The organism is Endozoicomonas sp. SESOKO2, from assembly GCF_024606245.1.
Taxonomy (GTDB): Bacteria; Pseudomonadota; Gammaproteobacteria; order Pseudomonadales; family Endozoicomonadaceae; genus Endozoicomonas_A.
The window spans coordinates 1-7,745 of sequence record NZ_JAHHPQ010000602.1 but is presented as its reverse complement, the minus strand read 5'-3'; the positions used below and the strand labels follow the sequence as shown (position 1 = coordinate 7,745).

The following is a 7,745-nucleotide window of genomic DNA, read 5'->3' as shown; positions in this document are numbered from 1 at the left end:
AATTGACATCCTCTCGCCCCTGAAGGAGCGAGATTCCCGTTAGTCACCTAACAGGAATCCCCGTCCTTTAGAGGGTGTCAATTACACAAGCTCTGAAGCTTTGACAACAAAAAGCTCTTATCAATTCCCCTGTGTTAAAGCCCGGGCATCCGGGATGTTCAAGGAAAGCCAAATTTATCAGTAAATTTCCTTTATGAATGGGTGATAACTGAATAGGAATCATCTAATCGATTGGGTGAAAGTCCCATACCTGAATCCGTGACTTCACTTCCCGGATATTCCCCTGCAACGCCGACAGCTCAATGGTTTTCGTGTAAAATCATCTGATCTGAATGTTCAAATGAAACTGAGTCTCTGCAATTGGCGTGAAATCAGGCAGTTCCTGAGTCTGGAAGATGTTTGGTGGTATTCGTAGTTTAGGTCTATGAAAAAATGCAAAAGTTGAATTGTGCCGGAAAAACTCTAACCTTTGACCGAACGCTGGTCATGGGAGTATTAAATATTACCCCCGACTCCTTTTATGAAAGCAGTCGTTATCAGAATCTTGATCAGGTGCTGAGTATTGCTGAACTCATGGTTCGGGATGGTGTGGATATTCTCGATGTGGGTGGTGAATCCACAAGACCAGGAGCAAACGGGGCAGTCACCTGTGAGCAGGAGCTTGAAAGGGTAATGCCGGTTCTGGAGGCTTTGAGAAAGAACTTTGATCAGGTCATCTCTGTGGATACCAGCTCGGCCCTGGTTATTTCGGAAACCAGCAAAGCCGGTGCCGGAATGATTAATGATGTGCGTGCCCTGCTCAGGCCGGGAGCTCTGGAGGCGGCAGCTGCCACCGATCTTCCCGTTGTGCTGATGCACTCACTGGTTGAACAGCCCGGGCCGGGTTTTGTGCCTCATTACGATGATGTGACGGGTGTAGTCAATGACTACCTGCTTGATCGTGTCAGGGTCTGCGAAGCAGCAGGTATTGCAAGGGACCGACTGATTCTTGACCCGGGATTCGGGGGCGGTATGTTTGGAAAAACGCCTGCCTATGATCTGCAGTTGCTAAAACATTTGGATCGTGTGCTTGATCTTAACTTTCCGGTTCTGGCTGGTATGTCCAGAAAGTCATTTATTGGTGCTGTGCTGAATAAGCCTGCGGAGCAGAGGTTGAGTGCCAGTCTCGCTGTCGCCACTCTGGCTGCTCAGGCTGGAGCTCAGATCATTCGAGTTCATGATGTCGCTGAAACGGTTGATGCTGTTCGCATGGTGGATGCCGTCAGGAACGCTTAAGGTGGTTTAATCGCCTGCTGTTCTGGGCAGGCATTGGCTGATGCTGTTTTGTTCTTCTCTTTCTTTAATTGCGCATGCTGTAAGTTCGGGTGCGAAGAGTTTTGTCATTTGTAAGACAATCATTGCTATTAAGTCTGTATGACAGTCATGTCATAATTTAAGACATATCTTCAGTATTTTATGTTCTGCCCCGCTATTCAGGTGAGTTAGGACATCTTCTGTTATTACCTGTCACTCCTTTTTGTCTATTCATTTGAGAGTGCTGTCTGGCAGCAGATTCAGGCATCAGGTTATTGAATAAGGGTTGCTTTATGGGTCGCAAATTTTTCGGCACCGATGGTATTCGTGGCAAGGTGGGTGAGTTTCCCATTACCCCGGATTTTGTTCTCAAGCTAGGCTGGGCTGCGGGTAAGGTGCTGGCTGCAGAGGGTGAAGGTAAAGTCGTTATTGGTAAAGATACCCGTATCTCCGGCTATATGTTTGAGTCTGCCCTGGAGGCAGGCCTGTCTGCGGCAGGTATTGATGTGTGTTTGACCGGTCCTATGCCGACACCGGCTATCGCCTATCTGACCCGTACTTTTAATGGTCAGGCCGGAATTGTCATTAGTGCCTCTCATAACCCTTTTTACGACAATGGTATCAAGTTCTTTTCTGGTAATGGCAGCAAGTTGCCGGACGATGTTGAAGCAAAAATCGAAGCTCTGATGGAAGGTGAGATTGAGGTCGTTGACTCCAATGGGTTGGGTAAGGTGACCAGACTGGATGATGCTTCCGGCCGCTATATCGAATATTGTAAAGCCAGTACTGCTTACCCTCTTGACCTGCGTGGTATGAATATTGTGATTGATGCCGGTCATGGCGCTACCTATCAGGTGGGTCCTGCAGTTTTCAGAGAGTTGGGTGCTAATGTCCATGCCATTGGAATTAACCCGAACGGTCTGAATATCAATGAATGTTGTGGTTCTACTCAGCCTGATAAGCTGGCTGAAATCGTCATAGAGCGTGGAGCCGATATGGGTATCGCCTTTGATGGTGATGGTGATCGCGTCATCATGGTGGATGACAATGGTGAGATTGTTGATGGTGATGAGTTACTGTTTGCTATCGCTCTGGATCGTCGTCAACATAATGAGCTGAAGGGCGGCGTGGTTGGGACTCTGATGACTAATCTGGGAATGGAAAAAGCTCTGGAAGCCAGAGGTATTCCCTTTGCCCGGGCCAGGGTCGGTGATCGTTATGTCAATGAGTTGCTGCTGAAACATGATTGGCAGCTTGGTGGTGAATCATCAGGTCATATCATTTGTAAAGATGTATCCACCACCGGTGATGGTATTGTCTCTGCGCTCCAGGTTCTTAAAGCTGTTGTTCGTTCAGGTAAGAAAATGTCTGAGCTGCGTGAAGGAATGAGCAAGTATCCGCAGACCATGATTAATGTTCGGGTTAAAGAGAAAAAAGATACTGACAAAGTGCCGGGTATTGTTTCAGCCATACAGGAGTCTGAAGCTGAGCTGGCAGGTCGTGGTCGAGTGCTCTTGAGGCCTTCCGGTACTGAGCCGTTTATCCGTGTCATGGTAGAGGGTGAGAATGCTGAGGAAGTGCGTGCTCACACTGAAAGACTGGCTAAGGTGGTTGAGCAGGAAATGTCCTGATTCTCGCTTCTATGGACTGGCTGGTTGATTTTCGGTCAGTCCTTCTGCTGTTGTAGATATTCATTATTGAGCCAGATCAGTTTTAGGCGAACTCTTCCTTCTCTGAATGGCTTTCCTTAGGTAGGATACAAAACTAACGTGTCAAATTTTTACAGGTCAGTGTGCCTGGACTTGACAGCCGTTGCTCGACAGAAATAGCCGTGAACAGATAAGCCATTTTTACCGCTCTGTGCGATGAAGATTTATTTGCGGAAAAGAAATATAAAAATATTTTACAGGAAAAATATCATGCGTTTTGTCGCTGCCCTCCTAATGCTGATCCTGCCTGCGCTCTCTCCTGCTCAGAACTACTCCATTGGTACTGGTGGTCAAAGTGGTATTTATTATCCGCTGGGTGGTGCGCTGGCAAAGGTATGGTCTGATAAGATGGATGGGATCAATGTAAAAGCAGAAGTCACCGCTGCTTCTGTTGAAAATACCATCAAGGTTGTTCGTGGTGGTATGCTGGCTGGCATTGCCATGGGGAATGTTGTTTTGGATGCTTACAAAGGTGAGGGCAAGTTTCCCGGTAAGATGCCGGTCAAGGTACTGTTTGCCCTCTATCCAAATCTGGTACATGCCTTGACGCTTCAAAACTCAGGCATTACCCAACTGTCTGAGCTTAAAGGCAAGCGGGTTTCTCTGGGTGCGCCGGGTTCCGGCACCGCTGTGACCTCTGCGGCACTTCTGAAAAGCATGGGTATTGATCCCGCGAAAGATATTCGTGCTGTTTACCTGAATTACTCTGAAACCACCAATGCTCTGGCCAATGGTCAGGTTGATGCTGGCTTCATTGTTGGTGGTCAGGGAGTGGGTGCCGTGACTCAGGTGGCTCTGACTCAAAAGATTCGTATCCTGCCAGTTTCTGAAAAAGAGCGTGAGAAGTTCATTACTGAAAACCCCGCTTACAGCAGCTACACCATTCCGGGTAATGTATACAACGGCGTACGTCAGGTTGATACCCTGAGTATCTGGAACGTATTGGTCGTCCGTGCTGATATGTCTGATGACATGGCCTTCAGCCTGACTAAAGCAGCTTTTGAAAACATGGGTGATGTTCGCAAGGTGGTTAAAGTTGCCGAAGCCATTACCAGAGCCAATGCTAATCGCCTGTCCGGTGTGCCTCTTCATCCGGGTGCTGAAAAATACCTGAATTCCATCAACTGAGTTTTCAGGTGGCTGAATGAATAAAGTCGTGATCAAAACGTCGGGCTGTCTGGTACTTGTCTTTGCAGTGCTTCTGTCCATGTTTCAGATCTGGCAGGGAATGACCTCGACGATTTCTGCCACCTATTTCAGGCCGGTTCATCTTGCTTGGGTCATGGTGCTGATATTTCTTCATTACCCTTTGTTGAAAAATGAAAAGAGTCGTTTTTTTGTGCCAGTAAGGCTGTTTGATTTGATTCTGGCAGTAGCCACTGTGGTGGCAGGTTTTCGAATCATTAACTTTGATTACAACGATATTAACTATCTCTTGTATGGTCTTTCCGATTATGACCTCTATGCTGGTGTCGTCTATGTGGTGCTGATGATGGAGGCCTGTCGTCGGGCTGTAGGCTGGGTAATGGTGTTCATAGCATTATTGTTCCTGGTTTATAGCGGCTTTGGGGATATGCTGCCAGGTGCGCTGGCAACCAAGAGTTACAGCATTCAGGAATGGGTGCAGTTTCAGATCTTCTCAAGTAATGGTGTGTTTGGTTCTGCGCTGGGTATTGCGGCAACCACTGTCTTTATTTTTGTTTTGTTTGGAGCCTTTCTTGAGGTAACGGGCGCAGGCAAGTTCTTTATTGATCTGGCTTTTGCTATTGCCGGTAAATATCGGGGAGGACCAGCCAAGGCTGCTGTCATAGCTTCTGCTGGCCTGGGTTCTATTTCCGGATCTGCCATTGCCAATACGGTGACCACTGGTTCCATCACCATACCGATGATGAAAAAGCTGGGTTATAAGCCTGAACAGGCTGCAGGTATTGAAGCTGCTGCATCGACCGGTGGGCAAATCATGCCACCTATTATGGGGGCCGGTGCTTTTGTCATGGCGCAGTTTACCGGAGTGCCGTATAGCGACATCATGATTGCGTCCATTGCGCCCGCGCTGCTCTACTTCTTCTGTACGCTATTGTACGTCCATATCATGGCTTGCAAGCTGGAATTGCCAACGGTCAATCGAACACAAGCGCTATGGAGTGTCATGAAGCAGGGTGCTCACTTCCTTATTCCTTTGGTTTTGATTACCGCTCTGTTGATGGTCGGGTACTCACCTCTCCTGGTAGGGGTGGCAGGCTGTGCGGCTATTCTGGCGGCGGCGGCATTAAGAAGTCATAGTCGCATAGGTCTCAGAAAAATCATTGAAGGACTTAAGTCGGGTGCGCTTCTGGCATTGCCAATCTCTGCAGCCTGCGCGGCAGCCGGGATCATTGTCGGTGTAGTGGGGCAGACCGGTATTGGGCTGCAGTTTACGCAGTTCGTCACGGCGCTTTCCGGCGGATATATGTTTACCGCACTCATTCTGATCAGCCTTGTCGCGCTGGTGCTTGGGATGGGTTTGCCTGTTACCGCTGCTTATATAGTGCTTGCTGTAATGGCTGTGCCATTATTGGGGGATTTTGGATTGCCTTTGCTGACGTCCCATCTAATTGTTTTCTGGCTGTCACAGACTTCCAATGTAACGCCTCCAATTGCACTGGCTGCTTTTGCCGGAGCGGGTGTCGCAAATGCCAGTCCTGTTAAGTCTTCAGTAGAAGCATTTAAATTGGCGGCGGGCTTGTTCTTGATTCCCATTATGATGGCCTATAGCGGTTTGATTAATACCGAGGGGGATTTTGCCGGGCTGATTATGGCTGTTGCCCAGACTATAGCCATCATCATTGCCATGGCAGTTGCTGTCGAAGGTTATCTGATTCAGGGGTTAAGTTTGCTGGAAAGAGGGTTGGCTTTCATCAGCTTGCCAGTTCTCTTGTTTAATCCTGCTGATTTTGGCTTTTTGGGTATCTTAATCGTACTGTTGCTGCTGTTTATGCAGCGGCGAGGAAAGGCGTGATCAATGGAGCACTCTGAGGCGAGTTAAGAAGTGTGCACCGGGTTCGCTCCCAATCGTAAGGAGTTTTTCAGTACTTTAATATCAAATAACCGTTCTACAAGGCCATTTTCATGACGGCCTTGAATGAACAGAAATGATTGTCTGTTCGCTTGATTGATCGTAGTTTATTGTTTTTATCAGGTAGTAGAAAATTACCAGCAAAAGATGTCAGCGCAGTTGTATAATAATGGCGCCTGGGTTAGTATTCCGACCTCGCGAATGTTGAGGTGAGCGGTATGCGCCAGCCACTAGTTGCCGGTAATTGGAAAATGAACGGATCTCTTGAAGAGAATCGTGAATTGCTGGGTAAGCTTGCTTCCGGTCTGTATACTAATGCTGAAGTGTTGGTTTGTCCTCCTTCGGTATACGCTCAAAATATTTGCGAGCAGTTGGCTGGTAGTGCCATTAAAGTTGGATTGCAGAATGTGTCTGACAAAACTTATGGCGCTTATACCGGCGAGGTTTCGCCTCTGATGGTTAAAGATCTCGGCATTGAATACGTGATCATTGGTCATTCTGAGCGTCGCTCTCTGTTTGGGGAGGGGGATGAGGAAGTTGCTGCGAAATTCTGTGCTCTGACAGATCAGGGTTTAGTACCTATTCTTTGCGTGGGTGAAACTCTGGAAGAGCGAGAGGCTGGCGACACCATGAAGGTGGTGACGGCTCAGGTTGAAGCTGTGCTGCGGACTGCTGGTCCGGAGCGTTTGGCAAATTTTGTGATCGCTTATGAGCCCGTATGGGCTATTGGAACCGGACTGACTGCAACGCCTGAGCAGGCGCAGGAAGTGCATGCCGTGATTCGTGGCTTGCTGGCATTACAGGATCAGGCTATGGCTGACAGAACTCGTATTCTGTATGGTGGTAGCATGAAAGCAGCTAACGCTGCAGACCTGATTGCTTTGCCGGATGTTGACGGCGGTCTTGTGGGGGGAGCCTCATTGGTTGCTGAAGAGTTCCAGGCGATCTGTCGCGCTGCAGGATAGTGATGGAAACCATAGTTCTTATTGTTCATGTTCTTGCTTCTGCTGCCGTAATCGGGCTGATTTTGTTGCAGCAGGGGAAGGGTGCGGAAGCCGGTGCCAGTTTTGGTTCCGGTGCGTCACAGACGGTGTTTGGTAGTCAGGGTACCGGCAACTTTATGAGTCGCACGACAGCGATTCTGGCGACAGTATTTTTTGTGACCAGTTTTGCTCTGGCAATGGTGGCCAGGCAAAAGGCAGACAGTATCAGTGATGCAGGTGTGCCAACTGTAGTTGTAGAAGAGTCCGTTCCGGCCGGTGATGCGCCGATCGCACCAGAAGCAGCTTCAGAAAAGAGTATCGAGAGCGATGCTCCTGTGATAGAATCACAACCCGTCGAGAGTGACGAGCAGAATAAAGAGCTGTCTCTGCCTCCAGTCCAGTAAGGGCTAGCTTTAAGCAGGATGTAGTGGTGGTGTTTGCCCAGGTGGTGGAATTGGTAGACACGCCGTCTTGAGGGGGCGGTGGCCTAGCGGCCGTGCGGGTTCAAGTCCCGCCCTGGGCACCAAATTGCCATTAACTTTTTTGGTAAATGGAAGAAAAGAATTTGGTATATCGTTGTAACGTTTAAATGACGTATCTACAGTTATGGCTTGTGAAGCAAGTTTTTAGCTGGCAGTATACTAATAGGTTTGATGCGGGGTGGAGCAGCCTGGTAGCTCGTCGGGCTCATAACCCGAAGGTCGT

6 protein-coding genes and 1 tRNA gene are annotated in these 7,745 nt (G+C 48.5%); all 7 read left to right on the top strand.

Features of this window, described 5'->3' with window-relative positions:
• Positions 1-432: 432 nt before the first annotated feature.
• The 7 genes from folP to KDK17_RS14480 all read left to right on the top strand — a co-directional run bounded on the left by folP (position 433) and on the right by KDK17_RS14480 (position 7,566).
• Complete coding sequence (gene folP / locus KDK17_RS14510; RefSeq protein ID WP_257280664.1) at positions 433-1,275, top strand: dihydropteroate synthase; 843 nt, start codon at positions 433-435, stop codon at positions 1,273-1,275.
• A gap of 311 nt (positions 1,276-1,586) precedes the next feature.
• Complete coding sequence (gene glmM / locus KDK17_RS14505) at positions 1,587-2,924, top strand: phosphoglucosamine mutase (RefSeq protein WP_257254769.1); 1,338 nt, start codon at positions 1,587-1,589, stop codon at positions 2,922-2,924.
• A 288-nt stretch (positions 2,925-3,212) separates the two neighbouring features.
• Complete coding sequence (locus KDK17_RS14500) at positions 3,213-4,130, top strand: TAXI family TRAP transporter solute-binding subunit (protein WP_257288362.1); 918 nt, start codon at positions 3,213-3,215, stop codon at positions 4,128-4,130.
• 16 nt (positions 4,131-4,146) lie between these two features.
• Complete coding sequence (locus KDK17_RS14495; RefSeq protein WP_257254771.1) at positions 4,147-6,000, top strand: TRAP transporter fused permease subunit; 1,854 nt, start codon at positions 4,147-4,149, stop codon at positions 5,998-6,000.
• Between the two features lie 275 nt (positions 6,001-6,275).
• Positions 6,276-7,022 carry a triose-phosphate isomerase gene (gene tpiA / locus KDK17_RS14490; protein ID WP_257280666.1) on the top strand — a complete coding sequence of 249 codons (747 nt, stop codon included), beginning with the start codon at positions 6,276-6,278 and terminating at the stop codon, positions 7,020-7,022.
• A 2-nt stretch (positions 7,023-7,024) separates the two neighbouring features.
• On the top strand, positions 7,025-7,444 hold the full coding sequence (gene secG, locus KDK17_RS14485; protein WP_257254773.1) for a preprotein translocase subunit SecG: 420 nt from the start codon (positions 7,025-7,027) through the stop codon (positions 7,442-7,444).
• 35 nt (positions 7,445-7,479) lie between these two features.
• Positions 7,480-7,566: transfer RNA gene (locus KDK17_RS14480), tRNA-Leu, on the top strand.
• Positions 7,567-7,745: the final 179 nt, after the last annotated feature.